12 protein-coding genes and 4 pseudogenes are annotated in these 19,710 nt (G+C 38.4%); 7 read left to right on the top strand and 9 right to left on the bottom strand.

Annotated elements, in window-relative coordinates; translation table 11 throughout:
- The first annotated feature begins 194 nt into the window (after nt 1-194).
- Nucleotides 195-1,436: a glycosyltransferase family protein gene (locus AAZO_RS02615; protein WP_013190065.1), complete on the top strand. Its 1,242-nt coding sequence runs from the start codon at nt 195-197 to the stop codon at nt 1,434-1,436.
- A gap of 225 nt (nt 1,437-1,661) precedes the next feature.
- Nucleotides 1,662-1,991, top strand: a complete 330-nt coding sequence (locus AAZO_RS02610) for a TaqI-like C-terminal specificity domain-containing protein (protein WP_041639351.1) — start codon at nt 1,662-1,664, stop codon at nt 1,989-1,991.
- 181 nt (nt 1,992-2,172) lie between these two features.
- Here the strand turns inward: AAZO_RS02610 and AAZO_RS02605 are convergent, their stop codons facing one another.
- Together AAZO_RS02605 and AAZO_RS34775 are read right to left on the bottom strand one after the other, a co-directional pair.
- Entirely contained in the window at nt 2,173-3,537 is a 1,365-nt protein-coding gene (locus AAZO_RS02605; RefSeq protein ID WP_013190064.1) for a UDP-N-acetylmuramoyl-tripeptide--D-alanyl-D-alanine ligase, read from the bottom strand.
- Nucleotides 3,538-4,035: 498 nt separating this feature from the next.
- Nucleotides 4,036-4,173 carry a hypothetical protein gene (locus AAZO_RS34775; protein WP_013190063.1) on the bottom strand — a complete coding sequence of 46 codons (138 nt, stop codon included), beginning with the start codon at nt 4,171-4,173 and terminating at the stop codon, nt 4,036-4,038.
- Nucleotides 4,174-4,799: 626 nt separating this feature from the next.
- Here AAZO_RS34775 and AAZO_RS36505 point away from each other — a divergent pair.
- Nucleotides 4,800-5,051 carry a hypothetical protein gene (locus tag AAZO_RS36505; protein ID WP_228371647.1) on the top strand — a complete coding sequence of 84 codons (252 nt, stop codon included), beginning with the start codon at nt 4,800-4,802 and terminating at the stop codon, nt 5,049-5,051.
- Here the strand turns inward: AAZO_RS36505 and AAZO_RS02590 are convergent.
- The 4 genes and pseudogenes from AAZO_RS02590 to AAZO_RS02575 all read right to left on the bottom strand — a co-directional run.
- Nucleotides 5,016-5,930: a histone deacetylase family protein gene (locus AAZO_RS02590; RefSeq protein ID WP_013190062.1), complete on the bottom strand. Its 915-nt coding sequence runs from the start codon at nt 5,928-5,930 to the stop codon at nt 5,016-5,018. The genes AAZO_RS36505 and AAZO_RS02590 overlap by 36 nt on opposite strands.
- Before the next feature lie 495 nt (nt 5,931-6,425).
- Nucleotides 6,426-7,925, bottom strand: coding sequence for an apolipoprotein N-acyltransferase (gene lnt, locus AAZO_RS02585; protein ID WP_041642442.1), 1,500 nt, complete (start codon nt 7,923-7,925; stop codon nt 6,426-6,428).
- A gap of 96 nt (nt 7,926-8,021) precedes the next feature.
- Nucleotides 8,022-10,631, bottom strand: a complete 2,610-nt coding sequence (gene gyrA, locus AAZO_RS02580) for a DNA topoisomerase (ATP-hydrolyzing) subunit A (protein ID WP_013190059.1) — start codon at nt 10,629-10,631, stop codon at nt 8,022-8,024.
- A gap of 1,393 nt (nt 10,632-12,024) precedes the next feature.
- A pseudogene (locus tag AAZO_RS02575) lies at nt 12,025-12,395 on the bottom strand (IS701 family transposase); the annotation flags it as partial.
- A gap of 78 nt (nt 12,396-12,473) precedes the next feature.
- On the opposite strand from AAZO_RS02575, the pseudogene AAZO_RS28400 reads away from it, so the two are divergent.
- A pseudogene (locus AAZO_RS28400) lies at nt 12,474-13,740 on the top strand (IS701 family transposase).
- Nucleotides 13,741-13,759: 19 nt separating this feature from the next.
- On the opposite strand, the pseudogene AAZO_RS36500 reads toward AAZO_RS28400, so the two are convergent.
- Nucleotides 13,760-14,434, bottom strand: a pseudogene (locus AAZO_RS36500) (IS701 family transposase); the annotation flags it as partial.
- Between the two features lie 534 nt (nt 14,435-14,968).
- Here AAZO_RS36500 and AAZO_RS02565 point away from each other — a divergent pair.
- From AAZO_RS02565 to AAZO_RS02550, 3 genes are all read left to right on the top strand, one after another.
- A complete protein-coding gene (locus tag AAZO_RS02565) occupies nt 14,969-15,604 on the top strand; it encodes a bifunctional 4-hydroxy-2-oxoglutarate aldolase/2-dehydro-3-deoxy-phosphogluconate aldolase (protein WP_013190058.1) in 636 nt (211 codons plus the stop codon).
- 724 nt (nt 15,605-16,328) lie between these two features.
- A complete protein-coding gene (locus AAZO_RS02555) occupies nt 16,329-16,796 on the top strand; it encodes a L,D-transpeptidase (protein ID WP_013190056.1) in 468 nt (155 codons plus the stop codon).
- Nucleotides 16,797-17,124: 328 nt separating this feature from the next.
- Complete coding sequence (locus AAZO_RS02550) at nt 17,125-17,658, top strand: L,D-transpeptidase (protein WP_013190055.1); 534 nt, start codon at nt 17,125-17,127, stop codon at nt 17,656-17,658.
- A gap of 274 nt (nt 17,659-17,932) precedes the next feature.
- On the opposite strand, the gene AAZO_RS02545 is transcribed toward AAZO_RS02550, so the two are convergent.
- Both AAZO_RS02545 and AAZO_RS33195 read right to left on the bottom strand, forming a co-directional pair.
- Nucleotides 17,933-19,528 carry an Hsp70 family protein gene (locus AAZO_RS02545; protein ID WP_013190054.1) on the bottom strand — a complete coding sequence of 532 codons (1,596 nt, stop codon included), beginning with the start codon at nt 19,526-19,528 and terminating at the stop codon, nt 17,933-17,935.
- Between the two features lie 66 nt (nt 19,529-19,594).
- Nucleotides 19,595-19,708 (bottom strand): annotated as a pseudogene (locus AAZO_RS33195) (UV damage endonuclease UvsE); the annotation flags it as partial.
- Between the last annotated feature and the right edge of the window lie 2 nt (nt 19,709-19,710).

Genomic DNA, 19,710 nt, shown 5'->3' with positions numbered 1-19,710 from the left:
ACACTCAATATCTATTTTAAGGTGTATCAGATGTTGGAAATATGTTGATACTCACCAAGTTATAGGTCTGACGAACCCTACTAATATGCCAGTTGGGTCAGTCCTATTTCTATTCTCTATTCCCTAAATCAAAGGATATGATAAGTTTATCTCTTACCAGCAGCAAAGCTCAAAACCGGACATAAAAAAACATAATGACACCAGTAGATATTCTCATTCTCTCCAACGGTCCAGGGGAAGTAACAACCTGGGTACGTCCTGTCGTGAAAGCATTAAGAGAACAATTAGGAAATGACCGTTCTCACGTGAGAATTTCTGTAATCTTATCACCTTGTCTCCATGCTAGTGGAAAAGAAGCAAGCATAGCTAAATCTTATTCAGAAGTTGATAGAGTCCAAGCACCTGAATTCTTTTGGCAGTTTTTAATATGGGGGAAAACCGCAAAAAATTGGGATTGGAGAAATAAAGGTGTAGTAGTATTTCTGGGAGGTGATCAATTTTTCCCAGTGATTATTGGTAAAAAATTAGGATATAAAACTGTAGTTTATGCGGAATGGGAAGCACGTTGGCATAAATTGATTAATCGGTTTGGAATTATGAAAGCTGAAGTTGCAAAACATGTATCACCTAAATATGCTGATAAGTTTATCATTGTCGGTGATTTAATGTTAGAAGCAGCAGAGTATCAAGATATCAAGATAGCACGGGAACAAGGGTGTAGGGAAGAAGAAATTATCGGAATTTTACCAGGTTCAAAATCAGCGAAATTAACGCAAGGTGTACCGTTAACTTTAGCAATTGCTGAATATATCCATGAAAAAAGGCCAAGAACAAAGTTTTTTATTCCCGTTGCACCGACTTTAGATATACCAATTTTACTGAATTTTGCTAATCCTGCAATTAACTCATTTACAAAAGCGTTTAATTTCCAAGGAGCATCTTTAGTAGAGACTAACTTAGTCACTTCTAGAGGTTTAAATGTGGAATTAAAACAAGGAAGTCATGCTTATCATTTATTATCTCAGTGTTCTATTTGTTTAACTACAGTTGGCGCAAACACCGCAGAACTGGGAGCTTTAGGTGTGCCAATGATTGTATTATTACCAACTCAACAATTGGATGCAATGCGTTCTTGGGATGGTTTACCGGGATTATTGGCAAACTTACCAGGGGTAGGTTCTAGTTTTGCTAAATTAATTAATTGGTGGATGGCAAAACGTAAGGGTTTATTAGCTTGGCCAAATATTTGGGCGCAAAAAGAAATTGTACCAGAATTGGTGGGGAAATTGCAACCTTCAGAAGTAGGAGAAATGGTATTAGAGTTATTAAAAAACCCAGAAAAATTAGAGAATATGCGTGATAAATTACGCAGTGCTAGAGGAGAAACTGGTGCAGCAAAAAAGTTAGCTACCTTGGTAAAGGAAGAGTTATTGTAGAGATATTTTGCCGCAAAAGAGAGGAGGTTTAAATTCATGAATGCTAAAACTAATAAATTGATTATTTTCGCTGATATAGTTATAAATAATGGTTTAATGGAATTAATTCCGAGTAAGATTTTTGAGAGTCAATATCCTTTGACGTGGAATTATTGACTAGATAATGAAAATTATTTACAAAGTAGAGAAAATACTAAAATGTTAGGAAACAACTAGTATAGTTATGTGTATCGAAGAACCTTAGATGTAATAGCCTCAGCAAAAATATTTACTCCTGATATTGCTACAGTTTCATCATTTGGATGGGACAAAATAGGCGAAGTATTTTTTACAGGTGGTGTAGCTGGAGGATATGGAATCTTAGTTAAATCTAGCCATTCATGGAAATCCATTTCAGGACTGTTAAATAGTAAAGTCTTAGAACTTTATCTAAAAGAATCATCTACATCAGTGAGAGGCGGTTACTATAGTGTTGAATCTCGATTTATCTGCAATCTTCCTATTAAAATCATGTTTCTGCTTCTCAGTAATGTGAGAAGCAGAAACATGATTTAATTGTTAGTTAAGTCCAACAACTGCTTTCTCTTCATGAACAATTAAATCAAGCATAAACACCACCAGTTATAAGAATAATTCAAAAATAAATTACAGCTACTGATAGACAACTCAAACAGCTAGTGTATGAACTCTATGAATTAACTGATGAGAAAATCACTATTTTAGAAAGTGTATAAGTTTATTGGTTTGAAATAATCAATTCTAGCCGTAACTGATTAACGACCCGATCCAATCCTACCGAATGGGCTGCTTTAAATAGTAAGCGATCGCCTGCTTGCATAAATGTTTTTAATCTTGCTATTAAATCAGCATGAGTGGCAAAACATTCACAAGGAATACCCTTAGCACTATTAGCGATAAATTCCGCATCCTTGCTATCAACTAACAGCAACAAACCATCTAAATTCAACTTCTGTACCATTTCCCCAACTTGTTGATGCAATTGTTGCGATCTTTCTCCTAACTCCTTCATTACCCCTAAAACAGCAATTTTCCGCTTTCCTGGAATATCTGCTAACAACTGCAAAGCTGCTAACATTGCTTCTGGGGCAGCATTATAGGTTTCATCTAAAATTATCACATCATTAGGTAGTGTAAACCGTTGCGATCGCCCATTAGGCATATTTACAATTACCCCAGCTTGCAGCGATTGCCAATCAATTTCTAACACCTTGGCTACTGCTAAAGCTGCTAAAAAATTAGTTGCATTATGACGACCAGGTAAGGGTAAAGGTAAACCTATGCCAGCCACTTCTACAGTTTCATTATCAATTAATTTTCCTTGAATATCTCCACCAGAAAAACCATAACTAATAACTTTCCCCTGCCAAAATTTCTTTGCTGTCTCCATTAATAATGGACTATCATAATTAAGGATTGCCACACTATCATTAGGCATTTCTGCTAACAACTCACATTTAGCTTCAGCTATAGCTTCTTCTGAACTAAGTAACTCAATATGTGCCGTCCCTACATTAGTAATTACACCAATAGTTGGCCTAGCAATTTGCGTTAATTCCGCAATTTGTCCCCTTCCCCGCATCGCCATTTCTATTACCGCAAAATCATGTTCTGCACCCAGTTCTAAAAGAGTTTTGGGAACACCAATTTCGTTATTGAAATTGCCATAGGTTTTGTGAACCTGTCCCTTTGTGGCTAAAACTGCGGCTATGAGTTCCTTCGTTGTGGTTTTACCCACAGAACCCGTTACCCCAATCACAGGAATAGAATAAGAATCCCTCCACCATCTACCAATTTGCTGATATGCTTTCAATGTATCAGTAACTTGCAATACAGGGAACACAGGGTTTTCATAAGCATAATCTACAATAGCTGCGATCGCACCTTTTACGATTGCCATCGCTACAAACTCATGTCCATCAAACTTTTCACCTCGTAAAGCCACAAACACTTCACCCGGTTGTAAAATCCTGGTGTCTGTTTGGATACTTTTACTAACCTTAGTTAACGCAGATGCAGATAAATTTACAGAAGAGGCTGACAGAATTTCAACCAGTTGGGATAAAGTGGCCGACACAGGCATACTGATAATCAATAAAAGTTAATTACCAAATCCTACAATCCTTGAGGCCATAAATAAAGCAGTAAACAAAAACAGGGTGTAGGTTCCCCATACTCAAAAAGAACGGGGAAGAGTTAATAGCTTTTCTTTCACCCTTCCCCTTTTTTATTGACAAATCTCTATAGTTACAAAACTTCATCTAGAATTCTTCATTCGAGAATTTACATAAAAGAGACATCGTTTATCTTCATCAAAAATATAAAATTCTGCTATTGTACTTTTGTACTGTGACAAAAAATAGTATTTTGAATTTTAGCTTGGTAAGCTAATCTCCTAATTTTGAATTTTTGACTGATATTCCCGTCCCAGTAGCGGTACAGTTACCTGGGGGGCTGAAAAATTTGATCACTTCCAGGTAAACCTGCAACGCTGTTAGACCTGTAGAGATTGTTCCCAGATAGAGGGTGAACAAGCCCATAGAATCTTGTGGTTTCATAAGTACACCCAAGGAGTGTAAATTTAGTGTTCTCCCGTTTTTCCAATTGTCTCAATAACTGCCAAACCTATACTGGAAGCTGCAATTAATATGATTGCTGAAATCAAATAGGCATTGGTCAGCATTCGGAGGGCTTCGTCAAAAAAAATGTAGGTGGTCATTTGTTCACCTTCTGAACTTTAATTGGCTACTAGTACTATTTATTTCTCAACACCCTGATAGGTTAATTTCGCTGATTAATTCCTAGCAATAGCATCTTAACAAAACTTTAGCTCTTTCAGAAAACCATGACAAACTTTTCTCCCTAAGGTTTTGATGAATTTAACCTCGATTTGGTGAGAGACAATACAGAAAAATACTATAAGTAAAGATAACACCCTTTGAAAGTACGGCAAATATTGTAAAATCTTTGTTATTTAACATACATAGTAATCGAGAAGTATTATGCAATATTTATATTTAGCAATATTCACAGATCGCTTATTATTAAAGCCACTATCACTCCAATATACTCCAATATAAAGAAGACATTTTTCAGGAATTCACTGTGTAAGTTACAACTTATTTATATGCAGCCCCACCTGAAGAAGTTGGAGATAGTAAATTCTTTATTAATCAACCTTTCCTAGAAATGCAAAGAGGAGAGAGTTTAATAGTTGTGATTTTCAATAAAGATCCTCAAGGATTTTTAGGCTGTATTGGCATATATAAAATTAATAGCAAATATCCCCAAACTGGAATTTGATTAAGAAAATCAGCATTCGGCCAAGGGTATGCAACAGAAGCAATTAAATCCCTGAAAACATGGGCTGATACTAAGTTATATTATGAATATCTCAAATATCCTGTAGACGCGGAAAACGCTCCCAGTAGAGGGATCGTAGACAAACTAGGAGGACAAATATTTAGTAAATATAAGCATACCAATTTGAGTAGACAAGTTTTGAATGTAGTTGAGTATAGAATCCGTAAACAATCAAATTTCTATACTCTCAAAACAACACTAAATACAACAGCTCTCAATAGTGGCAACTACTGATTTTGATAATGTTTGTAAGTCATAGCCTCCTTCTAAACCAAATAGAATTTTGCGAGTTATACCTAAAGAATGTTCTGTGAATAAACCAAAATCTTCAGGTTGCAAATTAACACTTGCCAAACCATCATCTTCTAAAGCATCATAGCCAGCACTAACAATCAGTAAATCTGGCTGAAATTTAGTTAAAAAAGGCAATATCAAACTTTCCCACAAGGGTTGATAGGTAGTAATATCACTACCAGGGGGGAGAGGTAAATTGAGAACATTATTATGCAAACCTTTTTCGGAAGCTTTCCCAGTACCTGGATAAGCTGGGTACTGATGTAAAGAACAATATGCAATTTGTGAGTGAGTCTCCACTATTGCTTGAGTACCATTACCGTGATGTACATCCCAGTCTAAGATAGCGACGCGGTTAACTCCTGCTTGTTGTAAGGCGTATAAAGCAGCGATCGCCGCATTAGAAAATAAGCAAAATCCCATCCCCGTATCACTTTCTGCATGATGTCCTGGTGGACGTGCTAACACAAAAGCCGGATTTTCCCTGGTTAAAACCTCATTTACTCCATCTAACCAAGCACTTACCGCTAACAAAGCCACGTCATAACTGCGAGGAGAAATGGGGGTGTCTCCATCCAAATAACCACCACCACTAGAAGCAATATCTTTAACTTTCTTAATATAAGTCTGATGATGGGCTATTTCTATCCACGACATCAACTCAGGTTTAACTGGTTGAGGATTTACCCATTCTATTTTTTCAGCAAAATTAGCAGTTTTTAAAGCGTTGACGATCGCCCTTAATCGTTCTGGTTTTTCTGGATGATAGGGCCCCGTTATGTGATCTAAAAATTCATCAGAATAGATGACTGGTAGCATGAGATAGAAAAGTCAATATACTTAATTGCCATTCTAGCCTGACTATTCCTTAGTGTAGCTGGTTATTATATCCGTGGGTTCATCCAGGATTTCGGGAACTAAAGCTTGATGTCCGCGTTTTTCCTCTGGTGTTTGTTATCGGATCACATCATCCATTTTTGGAGGGTGTTTAATTTTGTGTTACAACTCTGGACTTAATTCCGATGCATCTCCTTCCGAGTTCAGCTTTTCAGCGTGACTGGCAACTGTTTCTTTATTCATAATTGTTGTCCCAAGTATACCCATTTAGTCTAAAAAATATGATTGTTAAATTCACTTATCTATAGACATAGATGGCCGATTAATTAGAGGATTTTTGAAAAGTGGTGATGTATCAAAAATCTTTAGATCGCCTCTAACCCCCTTTTGAAGGGGGGAAATGGAGTAACCCACCCTAAAGGAGACTTGATTGTGACACTTGGCTAAGCCCTACATATATTATATATATAATATTTTTTAACCCACAGGTTTGATAAACCATGCCAAAATCCCCAATATCAACAATAAAGGCATCAACCAATCACCAAAGCGGACATATAAAGTCTGGGTTTGGCGAGGATAAATAGTTTCGGCGTGGGTTTCGTAGGTGTTATATGCTGATTTCCATACAGTTCTCCCATGAGGATCAACAAAACCTGAATAACCGGTATTTGTTGCCCTAACTGCCCATCTATCAGTTTCAACTGCCCGCATGATATCCTGGGCATGATGTTGGTCTGCCATAGCAGCAGTATAATGGGCATCATTGGAAGAAATAAGAATAAATTGCCCACCTTTAAAAGCTTGACGGCGAAAAGTTTCTGAAAATGCTGATTCGTAACAAATGCCAACAATAACCCGCCCGAAGGGAGTATGAAATACTTGATTTGCTGCACCATGAACTTGATGTTCGTCTAATGGTGATAAACGTTGTATAACTGCCCGTAAAATTTGTTCAAAGGGAATATATTCTCCTAAAGGTACAAGTTTAGATTTATCGTAACGACTGGTAATTTCTCCTTTACTATTAACACCAAATAAACTATTTGTATAGCTTTTTCCCCGTTCTCCAAAACCACCTATCCAAGCAATTACCCCTTTTTCTTTTACTGCATCTAATAAAGGTGTACTTTTAAAGTTGCGTTCATATAAAGGTAATGCACCTTCAGGTGTAAGAACTCCATTAACACCTTGATTTGCTAATTTTAAATATCCGTTGGTGTAACCTGTAACTGCACGACGCAATCCTTCTGGTCTTAGTTTGATTTGATTGGGAATATTACCTTGAATAATACCAATTTTTAAAGCTGTAGTTTGGGTTGGTTTTAGGGGTTGGGTGTAGAGAATAAAACCGATCAGATGGGAAAGAATAAATAGTGAAAAAGCTAAAATTAAATAACCATTGACCAAGCCTTTCCCTAAACCCTTTTCCTCCTTTGCACTTTTGCGTTTCTGGGTGGAATTTTCATAATATATGCAAGCTTCACCAAGCAATCCATTAACAGCAACAATAACTGCTGTCACAGTATTTGGACCTGAAAGTTTCCCTAAATGTAAAATTACTAGATTGTGCGGTGATTGTGTGTAGGAAAGAGAACTCCACCATAAAGATCCTGAACTCCACAAGCTTTCTAAGGCACACCATAAAGCTGTACCAATGAGAACCCGCAGCCACGGTTTTTGTTTATCTAGCCGCACCATCAAAATAGCCCACAGGGAGACTAATATTCCTCCCCACAGGCTGATAAATGTCCAACAAAAGATGGTGATGGCTAAACTTGGCCACCAGGGAACACCCAGCCAGTTCATGGGATGAATGCCCATGATCCAGGAAACGGCGATTCCATGATAGGCGAGCGCCCAAAGAAAGGCAGCAGTTTTTATTCTCGTGGTATATTTAACAACCAACACCCAAAAGGGTGCAAGGGCGAACCAGGCGAAGAACCAAGCGCCAATAGGGGCGACGGTTACACCCATGAGAATCCCACTGATAAAGGATAAACCGTAAAGGTGGAAGGATGAAAACAGCTTTGTTTCTAAATACTTCATGGTTCATCCTTGATCCTTGATCCTTTATTCAACCTCTTCTAATTCGCCAGTATCACCAGTGTCGGGAGGAACGATCGCTACTCCGGTAATAGCATCATCTTCGTCTAAACGCTGTACTCTAACTCCGGTTGCTGACCGTGATTGTACGGAAATTGCATTGACCGTTTGCCGAATAATAATACCGCGATTTGTCGCCATCATAATTTCTTCGTCGCTGTTGACAATTCGCAAGGTTGCTAGTTTGTCTTTGGTTTTGCGGTTTTTGAATTTGGTGGCGGTTAAACCTTGTCCGGCGCGGTTTTGTAGGCGGAATTGTCCCACTGGTACGCGCTTTCCATATCCTCCCATCGTAATTACCAATACCCAAGGTCCTGTGCTGTTGCTGTTGGGTGCTTCAGTGGTTTCTGAAATTTCTTCGATTTCGGTGGTCTCTTCAATGTCAATAGTTTCTTCTTCGATTTCCGCTTCTGTCTCTGTATCTAAAGTTTCCAGAATTGCGGCAGGTAGAATATCCATCCCTACCAGTTCATCACCTGGCTTGAGTTTCATTGATTTTACCCCACGAGTCGCCCTACCAAGGGGACGCAGTTGATCATGGGTACAACGGAAGTGAATGGCCATTCCGTGACGTGAACCAATGATGATACTATCTTCTACTTTGGCGCGTCTTACCCAGCGCAGTTGGTCACCTTCTTCTAAGGATATGGCGATTAATCCGTTAGCGCGAATGTTGCTAAATGCTTCTAGTGCAGTTTTTTTGATGTTACCGCCTTTGGTGAGCATGACTAGATATTCTTCGCTGGTAAATTCGTCTACGGGGACGATAGAGGTAATTTTTTCTTCTTTGGGAATGGGTAACATCTGGACGATGGGTGTACCCCGACTGGTGCGGGAACCTATAGGTATTTGATAGGTTCTGAGGCTGTAGACTACGCCCCGATCGCTAAAAAATAATACGCTGTCATGGTCACAGCAGGTTAAGAAATGTTCAATGGTATCATCATCTTTCACCTTAGCCCCAGCTTTACCTCTGGTAGCACGACTTTGGGCTTCAAAGGTGTTGACGGGCATCCGCTTGATGTAACCTTGTTTTGTCAGCAGAATCAGGACTTTTTCATTGGCTATTAAGTCAATATCATCTATATCCCCTTCTGCGTGGGTAATAATTGTCCGTCGGGGGGTAGCAAATTGGGTTTTGATTTGGGTAACTTCGGTTTCAATGATTTCCAGGACCCTTTCCCGTCTGTCCAAAATATCCTGCAAGTCGGCAATTTGCACCTGTAATTCTTCGTGTTCCAGGCGAATTTTATCTGCTTCTAGGGCTGTTAACCGTCGCAGTTGCATTTGCAAAATGGCATCGGCTTGGACTTCGGAAAGTCCATAATTGGTGATTAATTCACCTTTGGCTGAGGGTGCATCTGAGGCGCTACGAATTCGGTTAATAATTGCGTCTAAATGTGATAGTGCAATTAATAAACCTTGCAGTATATGATCTCTTTCTTCTGCTTTTCTGAGTTGGTAACAGGTACGTCTGTTAATGGTTGCAATGCGGAAATCCAGGAAGACGCTGAGGAAGTTTTTAAGAGTGAGTAATTGGGGTTCCCCATTGACCAAGGCCAACATATTCGCGCCAAAGTTCGACTGGAGTGGGGTTTGTTTATAAAGGTTATTTAAAACCACGCGCGGATAGGCATCCCGTTTTAATTCTATGACGATTCGCATTCCGTCGCGATCACTTTCATCCCGAATATCTGCTATGCCCTCAATTTTTTTATCATTCACCAACTCGGCGATTTTTTCAATTAATGCTGCTTTGTTGGTTTGATAAGGCAATTCTGTAATAATAATTGCCTCCCGTTCCGGTCTATTCCGTTGTTCTATCGTTTCAATGGTAGCCACACCGCGCATGGTAACAGAACCGCGCCCAGTGGTGTATGCCTCTTTAATTGCCGATGTTCCCAGAATTTGCGCCCCAGTGGGGAAGTCTGGACCGTGAACATACTGCATTAACTGCATGTTGGTGATTTCTAGGTTGTGAATCAATGCTACTAACCCATCAATCAATTCTCCCAAATTATGCGGAGGAATGTTGGTAGCCATGCCGACCGCAATTCCAGAAGAACCATTGAGTAATAATTGGGGGATGCGTGATGGTAAAACCGTGGGTTCTTGTTGGGAACCGTCGAAGTTATCAGCAAAGTCTACGGTTTCTGATTCGATGTCTTGCAGTAAGGACGCGCTGGTTAAAGCTTGTAAACGACATTCTGTGTACCGCATCGCCGCTGGGGGATCGTTGTCCACAGAACCGAAGTTACCATGACCGTTAATTAAGGGCGATCGCATGGAAAAATCCTGCGCCATCCGTACCAAAGCATCATATACCGCCGTGTCACCGTGGGGGTGATATTTACCCAACACTTCCCCCACCACACGGGCGCATTTTCTAAAAGGGCGATCCGGCAGCAAACCCAACTCGTGCATGGCATAGAGGATGCGACGATGCACAGGTTTTAGACCATCCCTGGCATCTGGCAGCGCCCGACCTACAATTACGCTCATGGCGTATTCCAGATAAGATTGCGACATTTCTTGTCGTAAATCTGTCGGGATAATCCTCTCCTGTGAGGTTGTCATAAACAACAAAACTCCAAAAATCGTAGATTTTAGCCTTTCAAGTTGACAAAATACAAAATTATGTCAAATGAGTCTTGAATCATTGTCATATCTTGCTATGATTTTAACATAAATTAGTAGTCTTTGTGGAAAAATTCACTCACAAAGGAAGAGGACATAAAAAGTTTAAAATTAAAATCTTATCTTCATCAAGAAAATAAGCATGATTATTGACATATTTTTTCTATCATATTAAAAGCTATAGTTCAATTCATAACTAATTCATATACAGCAGGAGTCAGGAGTGAGGAGTACAACTCTATTTTTGTCTAGGTTTCATTTTAGATCCTGTACCTCATTGATCTGCAATCTGCTATATTACTAACTATGTATGAATAAAGTATGCTTATTCTTAATTTGACAACTTTACGCGAAATAAAAAGATGATTTCATCCACCCCATAAATTTCATATAGACGCATCATCTTCGCTAAATAACCCATCACAAAATAGGAAAGAAAGAAGTGCAAATCTAGACCATTTTGTTAGAACCTTTGCTCATGTAAGGCGCATGAGAAGCTGATACCAATTAGGAAGCAGAGATTACTAAAGATAGTGGAAAAGGGAAGAACCATTTACTAATTTAGTGGGGAAACACTGCATTTTGATGGAAATTAAACAGCACAGACAAGATTTAGGTAAACATTATTCCCAAGCCTTTGATTATTGGACAAGTTTATTACCAAACCGTCCCAATATCACTCGGTTAAAAATCTGAAAATTGTCAGTTGGGTTGGAAAAAAGTTAAAGGGTAAGAAATCTTGATTTTTCTTCCCCTTTACTCCTTAACCTACAAATGTTGGAAATTGACCTAAATATGTAATTTTATACAAGTTTATATTTGTGATTAGTCCGAATTGAGGAACCGACAGGTGTATCTTGTCTTAGTCATTGTTTGATAAATTAATTGTTATATTACTGCCAAATAGTAAAAACGGAAATTTTGCTTTTTGGTGTTGGGTTTCATGTATTGTTGCTTTCTAGCAATCGAGCAATACTTTCAGTTGTTTTAACTGCTGTGACTGTTCTTCCAAGCGAATGGAGAGGTGATTGCACAACAACTCACATATCTGGAAAATTAACGGGTCAGTAATTTCATAATAGACACTTACCCCATTATACAACCGATTCAGGAGCTTACAAAAACTATTTCTGATGTTGCTAATCCTCTAATTGAATATGCAAATATTTATGCAAATCCTGGAGCATCTGGTCATGAATTTGAACATAAAGCATCAGAGAATTTTAGAAAACTCTCATCGCGTCTTAATGCACAAATATATTTAATCCCGTGGTATGACTGTACCTCAAATATATAGGAGTTACCCATTGACAAAAAAACTCATTCATGGTTATTAAGCAGCACCAGCATTGGTAATATTTTCCACAATGTAGTCGCGCACAACTAACGTGAATAAGTTCCTTTGCAAATCATACCAATTAGAAATTATATTTTCAGAGCACATTTTTTCTAAACGAACAAATGCTTGAAGTGAACAAAATATCTGTGTTTCAATTCCTTGGCTATGTCTAACCATAAATCGACAAATTCCACATACTTGTTTGATGGCTCTATGAAAACTTTCAATCTCCCAATGAGTATCATCAATTGTCACAAATTCACTTTTGGTGATTTGATTGAGAGCTTCTTGATCTGGTAGATACACTATATAATATTATATATAGATATATAGTCTCTAGAGTCTTCTTTTTTGAAGTCTTGCCTAACGGGACTGAAACAAAAGTTAAGAGTAAAAAGGAGTATAGTGCGGTTTCGGTGTAGCTTTCACGTTAAAAGAAGCTGATGAAAGAAACCACTGCCCCAGCAATGGCACCATGGTTTGAAAGATGGTGTTAAAGGTTTGATGATGTATTTACTCATCAAGGGGAAAGAAGAGAGTTTAGACATTATTTAGGGGGATGATTGGGTGAAAGTGAGAGAAAAAACCTATTTCAAATGGCAGAGAATGCCCTAGGGGTGACCTACCACCGATTACACCACGTTTTAACTGAAGCACCTTAGTCCAGTTCCCAAGTCAATGACCGTCGGTTAGAGATTATGAACAAGTGTAGTCAGAGGAGAATCACCAGAGGATTTAGCTTAATAATTGATGATTCTGTCCATAGAAAAAGGGGGAATTTTAGGGATGGAGTAGGAAGAAAATATATTGGAGAAATTGGGAAAAGGGATAATGGGATAGTAGTAGTAACAACACATCTATATGGCAGTAAAAGCTTACCATTAGATATAGAGTTAGATCACCACGGTGATTCTTGACCCAAAGGGAAACAAGACCCTCTATTTGAGAATAAACCTGAGTTAGGAATTAAATTAATAGATCTGACCTTAAGCCGTGATTATCAACTAGGAATAGTAATGATAGATGCTGGATATGGCCACAATACATCTTTCTTATTAAAGAGAGAAAATCGGAATTTAAAGTATTGAGGAGGATTAGCTAAAAATCCCACAGTACTTAGCAGTGACCAAGAGGATAGTCCACAAATAATTAGGTTAGGTGAATTAGTACAAACTTTACCCCAAGAGGCTTTTACAGACATTCAATTGGAGTTAGATAAAACCAAAACATTATGGGTAGTAACTAAAGAAGTAGAAATATCAGCCTTAACTAACTGGAAGGGGGAATATTGCTATGGTCATAAACGCTTCAACTTTCTCTCAAGCCACTGATATTGACTACTTTATGACCAATGTTTCTTCATCAATTGTCACACACCAATGGATAGTTGATACATATTCTCAAAGAAATTGAGTAGAAGTTGTTTACAGGGAAGCCAAGGGATGGTTAGGACTCAACGAATCTCAAGTCGGAGATAACAGCAGTTGACTGTGCCATTTTATTTTGGTTTTCTGTGCCTACACTTTTATTCTTTGCCATCAGTGGACTGGAGGATTAAGACCAAGGTGGGCTAAGAAACCTTTGAATACTTTTACTGCAGCTTTAGAAGGGTTTAGAACAGCCATATCTTTTCTATTTATTGATTGGTTCAACTTGAAGCCGGACGTGTTTGCTTCTTACCAAGCCAGTTTGGGCTACATTTGGGCTTGATTTTTGTTTACGTCCCGCTAAACAGTTTGATCAATCTAAATGCTCTCAAATGAGTTATCAAACCTTCATCGAGAATTTCTAAACTCCTTAATAGACAATACTTTTCCAGTTTATTTGATACAGTTCTACTTTTGTCAATGCCAAATAGGAAATCCAACTTCTGGTTTTTTAAAAACTTTCAGCTTTCTACCCCTGAATACTAACTGTCTCCTGTAATTATTCTTGGTTTTACACTCCAATCAATCACTTCCTTTAGCATTTCCTGAAAATAATTGTTCTTCGTCTTTCCCTCCTTTTTGTCGTATATTCTGTAATTTATTGGTACTTAATCTCTATACACATCAATGTAGTACAGTGTGATTAAATTTATTCTTTTCATGGTCTTATGATATTTCCTAGACCAAAAATAACTGGTTAGTTCTGCACTTTTTGGCTCACTATACAAGTTTTATACTACTGTGTCATCTACACTTAAAATCCCTCCTACTATATTTATGATTTTCTTTACTGTATCGAATAAATCTTTCGGTTCCTATCTATCTCTGAGCAATCATCTATTCACACTGTCATGTGAAACGTTTTCCAATATCTCTGCCAATCTACAACATCCCCCATGCTTTGCTTCTGATAGCAACAACAGAGTGTAATGTTCCAGATTGCATTCTGCTGTAGAAAGTTTGGTTATTTCTCTAATTCTCGGACACCTGCTAAGTAGATGACATTTTTTATCACCATACTATTTTGCCACTTTGTCAATGCGTAAGTCCTAATATATTTAAATTACCTTCAAAAGATAAATTATTAAGTGCAGCGGAGGATCTAATTGGTCTTTCCAATGGTGTTTTCAAATCAGCAATGGATGTAACAGGGATAAATATAGAGAGAGCCAAAAGAATTCGCAGTAACCTTGGTATATATATACCGGAAAGTGAATCTTAGCTTTTTCTCAGATACCAGTTTGGTTTAAGCGACAGATCAACCCAATAAAGTCCAGCAGATGTTGGGTTTTCTTCAGTTAATCCAAGCTACTGAGATATTAGACCTCTTGCAAAATTGTTTCTGTCGTATGATAGAGAGTTTTAGATTTTATGTATTTTTGGTGTTCTTTGCGCTCCCTAATTGAAACATAACCGTGTAACTCTAACTTTTGGCTAAAACAAAGAAAACCCCCTATTAAAGTTTTCTAGACCACTAAGCTCAATTCCAGCAATTACAAGTCACCGTCAAAATGTCCAATCAAGTTTGGTTATCACAGTTACAGCAAAATCGAGCCATCGCAGTTATTCGCGCTCCCAAAATGGTATGGGGTGAAAAAATGGCTGTAGCTGTGGCTGATGGAGGTATGCATCTGATAGAAATTACCTGGAATAGCGATCGCGCGGCTGATCTAATTTCTCAACTCCGTACACACTTACCCCACTGTCTGATTGGTACAGGAACGCTGTTTAATGTCCAACAATTACAAGATGCAATCGCCGCTGGGGCGCAATTTCTCTTCACTCCCCACACTGACCCAGAAATGATTAAAGTCGCAGTTTCTCAAGATGTGCCGATTATTCCTGGCGCACTCACACCTACAGAAATTGCTACCGCCTGGACTCAGGGTGCAAGTTGTGTGAAGGTATTCCCTGTCCAAGCAGTAGGAGGAAGTAATTATATTCAAAGTTTACAAGCTCCTCTAGGTCATATTCCCTTAATTCCTACGGGGGGTGTAACCTTAGAAAATGCTCAGGATTTTTTACAAGTTGGGGCTGTGGCTGTCGGCTTAAGTGGGAAATTATTCCCTAAAAAATGGGTATTAGAGGAAAATTGGAGTGCGATCGGACTCCAAGCTAAGAATCTTATGGGGACGTTAAATAGCTGATACTTGCCGATTCTCTCAAACTGTATACGTTTTGGTAACTTGGTCATCACCGTGTTGAAGATTTTCTCACTTCTAATTGTTAAATTCCAACTTTAGCGTGTGTATGGTTGTACTGTATTAAGGTCAGGTATAACCCTTTATTTTGAAATCTTGGGACTCCTGAGATTTTTTGAAAACATTTGAGTGATTTGATCCGGTTTATGTGAGCCGAAGTATTCTCGAAGTGCTACAGCATAAAGCTGACTACGGGATAAATCTTTATGTTTTGCAAATTGTTCCGCAGCGTCAAACATAGGATTAGGGATGGAAATTGTTGTTTTCATAGGTTGGTATAAATTGAGTTATACCCTTATCCTACCTATTTTTCGTAATTATGGCAATGACACACTTCCATCAATCTTTAGCTTTATTCAAATAGATGATTCTAGATCATTACTTCATTCCAAACTAGTATCAAGGGTTACTTGAAGAGCGAAGAACGATGGCTTTGCCCACCGTATACATCGCAGTGCGAATTGCATAATTCCTATTAATGCAATTTACACCTGGTTACAAGAGAATAAAAGGGGTTGTAGGAATTGCCATAGGAAATACTTGTTAGGAGAGGTAAAATAACATTACACTTAATTTAATCAGCAAACAACTTACTTAAATAACTTATTTAAGGTAGGAGTGTTTTTACCATGATAAATCTTATTTATCTTCACTGAATACGTCCTTTAAAATGTTACTTGCAGGTACAGTAGTTTCTGCTAGTATATGCAATCCTATATCAAGTCAAGTTTGGGCAAATTCCGACAATAATAAAATTGCTACCGCTATTCAAACACTCAAACAATCTGAGCAACGCTGGATTCAAATTAACCTATCGAAGCAAAATTTAACTGCTTGGGAAGGCAACAAACCTGTTTATGCAATCACCATTTCTTCTGGAAAAGGCTCTACACCTACTCGCATCGGGACTTTTAAGATTCAAACGAAGCAAAAAAAATCACGGATGCGCGGTAGAGGTTATGACGTTCCCAATGTCCCCCACATTATGTATTATCAAGGCGGTTATGCCATTCACGGAGCCTACTGGCACAACAAATTTGGTACTCCTGTGAGTCATGGCTGTATAAATCTTGCACCTAATCATGCGAAATGGATATTTGAATGGGCTGATATAGGAACTCCAGTAGTAATTCAGTAATAGGTGATTGGTGATTAGTCATAGGTGATTGGTGATTGGTCATAGGTGATTGGTTAGGAGATAGGAGGCAGAAATTTTCAATTCATTTTTCCCCATCTTCCTCATCTCCCCCAGTCCCCAGCGCCCAGTCCCCAAATCACAAGAAATCAAAACAATTAAACAGTTCGCTATTCTCTAGGATAAGTAAGATAGAGAGGGGGTATTGAAAATCTCTATTTTCCATAATTTGGCGTAAATCCTGATGAGTCCTGTGCGAACTGATAATTACAAATCTTCAATCAAGACAAGTTCGCCTCTACTAATTAGATAATTAAAAGGTAATTGGATTATGCCAATGTGGATTCGCAGTGCTTTAATACGTGGCTCTGGAACTTTTTGTACAGGTATAGTATTGATGCTGATGGCTTGGTTTTCTTGGTCATTACCAACCAGTAACCTTAAAACTACTACAGCTAACGCTTATACTTTAAAACAAAGTATTACTGATTCTAAAAATCATCAAATATCCCAATCTCGCTGGATTGAAATTGATTTATCTGAGCAGAGATTACGGGCCTGGGAAGGTAAAACAGTGGTTTATTCTTACCGAATTTCTACGGGTAAGAGCAGAACTCCGACACCTGTTGGTAGATTTCAAATTAATTCTAAATATCCTACTCATCAGATGCGTGGTCCAGGCTACGACATTCCTGATGTTCCTTATACCATGTATTTTTATCAAGGCTATGCCATTCATGGAGCTTATTGGCACAATCGTTTTGGTACTCCAGTGAGTCATGGTTGCGTTAATTTGCCAGTTAGTCAAGCGCGTAGGTTATACAATTGGTCGGGAATGGGTACTGTCGTGGTTGTGCGTCGGTAGGTGATTCAATTTTGGTAGGACTTATGCAACTGTCACACTTAATGTTTCTTCTAGGGTGGGTCAGATGTTGAAAATCTGTCGATACCAACGAATTTATGGGTCTGACACACCGTACTAATATGCCAGTTGCATCAGTCTTGTTTGGGATTCGGATTTTCTAAAAATGTAATCTCAAGTCTGCCTTAATAACCATAGATTTGGGCTGTTTGGTAATTAGTTTTTCCAATTATCAGCCCAAGAAGACCAAAATGTTTTTTAACGTCAACCCAAATATTTAACTCAATTGTGCGACAATTTGATTTTCTACCAGGGTATCATTAGTTAACAAGTCCTCAACAGTAATTCTTAAAAAACGTTGTTCATCGACTTGAAACTGGACTTTAATGCGATCGCTGCCTGGAAAGCCTGGCGGTATGAGTTGGGCTATATTTCTCGCACCTTCTTTATCGTTGAGGGGTTTGACTGTGCTTCCTAGACATTTAATATTGCGAGTAATTAAGCGATCACCATCAAAATAAACTTCTGTTCCCCCTGTTTCAGCTCCAAATTCTCCCAAAATTAACTCTATACTGGGTTGATTTTCCATTGAAGCCCCTAATACTAATTCTACTGGTTGGGTCATGGGGTAAGCCTGTCCGGCTTTGACAATGGGTTGCCAACTGTGACATTGGTTGCGACGATCCCAATAACGTACACCATAACTGTGATAGAGATAGTCTTTAATTTCCATCCCTTGGGTAATTTGTAGCGCACCTTGGGCGATCGCTTCAAAGGGACGTTCACAACGGATTTTTTCTGGCTCAAAATACTGATTCACATAAGTCTGTACTGCCTGCAACTGTACAGAACCACCGACTAACAAAACAGCATTAATATCATCAAGTTCTATTCCTTGTCGTCTGGCTTGCTGTAATAGTGCTATCATGGCATCATGCAATCTATCAAAAAAACCATTTTCTTTGAGGAGTTCTTCTAATCCCTTCCGATTAAGTTCCATTTCAAAACTTTCGAAAGTCTCATTATCAAAAAAAAATTCACTAGCTTGTTCTTGGGTAGATAGCTGAATTTTTAACCGTTCTGCTAGTCTTGTTGTTAGGGAATTAACTGGTAATCCTTGACTTTTGGCAAAGTAATCTACTATCCAATTATCAATATCTGTACCGCCTAAATTTTGTCCGGCTTTAGCTAAAACACGGGCAGTTTTTACCTTTTGTTTTGAGTCTTCAGCAAGGAATTTATTACCCCATTTCAGCAGAAATCCCACAGGTTTTGCATCTGCTACCTTTTTGTCTAAACACACTAAAGACAAGTCTAAAGTACCGCCTCCAAAGTCAATTACCAACAGATTTTCCTGTGCTGATAAACCATAACCCAAAGCAGCAGCTGTTGGTTCATCTAACATCCGCACCTGTGGAACAGGCAGTGCTTGACAAACTTTGCCTAACCAGTAACGATAAGCTTCAAAGCTGTCTACAGGGACGGTTAAGACTAAAGAATCTAAAGGACCTTCTATAGGTGCTAATTCAGTAATCACCTTGGTTAAGAACCATTCTCCTACTTGTTCAAAGGTAATATTTTTCCCATCTAGTTCTGGTAAAAATCCTTGCGTATTTGCACCTATACCCCGTTTAAAGTTTCGGAAAAACCTTTGTTCAGCCTTAATATCCAGCCCGCGATCGCGCACTTGTTGCCCAACTAAGACTTTTCCCTGGGTAGCATCTTCTACATAGACTAAGCTGGGAATCAGTGGGGGATTGAGATTTTGTTGAATTGATAAACCCGGGAAACTTAGGGTTTCTGGTTGCTGGGTGACAGGATTCCAGCGGGTAATGACAGTGTTACTAGTACCAAAATCAATAGCGATCAGCATATCTTATTTTATAATTTTCCATCAGGATGAAAAAACGTAAGTACAGTTAATATATCCTTAGTTATTTTAAATTAACCACCAATCTAGCAAATGAGTTATGGCTTTTTCCTTGTGTTTGGCTTCTAGCTCTATCCAAGGTGCTTGGTAGTAAACATCAGGCATAGCAGTAATTAAATTAGTGA

The organism is 'Nostoc azollae' 0708, from assembly GCF_000196515.1.
Taxonomy (GTDB): domain Bacteria; phylum Cyanobacteriota; class Cyanobacteriia; order Cyanobacteriales; family Nostocaceae; genus Trichormus_B; species Trichormus_B azollae.
This window is presented reverse-complemented; position numbering and strand designations above follow the sequence as displayed.

Coding starts and splice junctions, on each gene's coding strand:
- AAZO_RS34775 (WP_013190063.1), bottom strand. CDS start 4,173: ATGACCACCTACATTTTTTTTGACGAAGCCCTCCGAATGCTGACCAAT.
- AAZO_RS02565 (WP_013190058.1), top strand. CDS start 14,969: ATGTCCAATCAAGTTTGGTTATCACAGTTACAGCAAAATCGAGCCATC.
- gyrA (WP_013190059.1), bottom strand. CDS start 10,631: ATGACAACCTCACAGGAGAGGATTATCCCGACAGATTTACGACAAGAA.
- AAZO_RS02550 (WP_013190055.1), top strand. CDS start 17,125: ATGCCAATGTGGATTCGCAGTGCTTTAATACGTGGCTCTGGAACTTTT.
- AAZO_RS02605 (WP_013190064.1), bottom strand. CDS start 3,537: ATGCCTGTGTCGGCCACTTTATCCCAACTGGTTGAAATTCTGTCAGCC.
- lnt (WP_041642442.1), bottom strand. CDS start 7,925: ATGGGTGTAACCGTCGCCCCTATTGGCGCTTGGTTCTTCGCCTGGTTC.
- AAZO_RS02555 (WP_013190056.1), top strand. CDS start 16,329: ATGTTACTTGCAGGTACAGTAGTTTCTGCTAGTATATGCAATCCTATA.
- AAZO_RS02545 (WP_013190054.1), bottom strand. CDS start 19,528: ATGCTGATCGCTATTGATTTTGGTACTAGTAACACTGTCATTACCCGC.
- AAZO_RS02590 (WP_013190062.1), bottom strand. CDS start 5,930: ATGCTACCAGTCATCTATTCTGATGAATTTTTAGATCACATAACGGGG.
- AAZO_RS02615 (WP_013190065.1), top strand. CDS start 195: ATGACACCAGTAGATATTCTCATTCTCTCCAACGGTCCAGGGGAAGTA.